The following is a 1,354-nucleotide window of genomic DNA, read 5'->3' as shown; positions in this document are numbered from 1 at the left end:
TGGGTATGTTGCGGTGGCAGGTGGGGCAGGCGCCGGTCCAGGTGGCGAGGAGTGTCTGCAGCTCGCGGACGATCCGGTAGAGACTCAGGCCTGCGCTGCTTCTTTTGGGGCGTGTGCCAGTCGTCGCAGGGTGCAGAAGGCGTGGGCGGCGGAGACCAGGGTGACGTGGTGGTGCCAGCCGTTCCAGGTGCGGCCTTCGAAGTGGGCCAGGCCCAGGGCCTGCTTCATCTCGCGGTAGTCGTGCTCGATGCGCCAGCGCAGTTTCGCCAGCCGGACCAGGGTGGCCAGCGGCATCCCGGAGGGCAGGTTCGACAGCCAGAACTGCACGGGTTCGGCTTCGCCGGCGGGCCACTCCGCCAGCAGCCAGCGCTCCGACAGCTCTGCCGTGTCGCCGGCCCTGCGGACGCCGCGGCCGGCGGGACGGACCCTGAGGGCGACGAACCGCGAGTACATCCGTTTGAAGCCGCTGCGGCTCCTGCCCAAACGGGAGCCTTCCCGCCAGGCCACCGGCCTGGCCGCCGTCCTGCCGGCGGCGATGACCAGGTCTTTCATGGTCCGGGCCGGCTCGGGGTAGTGCGCTATGGGTGGACGGCCGGTGCCCGCATAGACGGGCTGGACCGGACGGGCGTCGGCGGGCTGGGCGGTGTGACGGCCGGAGATGCCGACCGCGTAGAACAGCTTGCGCTCTTCCAGGCCGTCACGGAAGGCGGCAGCGTCACCGTATCCGGCGTCCGCGACGACCAGGGGAATGGCCACGCCCCAGGACCGCGTCTCGTCGATCATGTCCAGGGCGAGCTGCCACTTCTCCACGTGGCCCACCCCGGCCGGAATGCCGCAGCGGGTGCGGCGGCCCACCCTGTCCGCATCGGCCTGCGCGGAGGCGGGATCCCAGGACGCGGGCAGGAACAGCCGCCAGTTCACCGCGGCCGAGGCATGATCACGCGCCAGGTGGAGCGACACCCCGACCTGGCACTTGGTGACCTTGCCCGCGGTGCCGGTGTACTGCCGGGACACACACGCCGAAGCGTCCCCGTCCTTCAGGAAACCGGTGTCGTCGACGATCAACGCCTCCGGCCCGACCACGTCCTGCATCCTCCAGGCCAGCCGGGCCCGCACATGCGCCGGATCCCAGGGGCTGGAAGTGATGAAGTGCGCCAGCGCCTGCCGGTTGCCGTCCTCACCGAGACGGGCCGCCATCGGCTCCACCGACTTGCGCCGCCCATCCAGCAACAGCCCCCGCACATACGCCTGCCCCCACCGCCGCTGATCCGCACGGAAGAACCCGTCGAACAGATCCGCCGCGAACGCCTCCAAGTCCTCACGGACCCCGGCCATCTCCTCAGGTGTCACACCA

1 protein-coding gene is annotated in these 1,354 nt (G+C 70.8%); it reads right to left on the bottom strand.

Annotated elements, in window-relative coordinates; all coding sequences use genetic code 11:
• Window positions 1-84: 84 nt before the first annotated feature.
• Window positions 85-1,335, bottom strand: coding sequence for an IS701 family transposase (locus FNH09_RS46390; protein WP_152895876.1), 1,251 nt, complete (start codon window positions 1,333-1,335; stop codon window positions 85-87).
• Window positions 1,336-1,354 lie beyond the last annotated feature (19 nt).

It is taken from the genome of Streptomyces adustus, from assembly GCF_009377175.1.
Taxonomy (GTDB): Bacteria; Actinomycetota; Actinomycetes; order Streptomycetales; family Streptomycetaceae; genus Streptomyces; species Streptomyces adustus.
The sequence above is the reverse complement of the archived record's forward strand: the minus strand, read 5'-3'. Positions and strand labels throughout refer to the sequence as shown.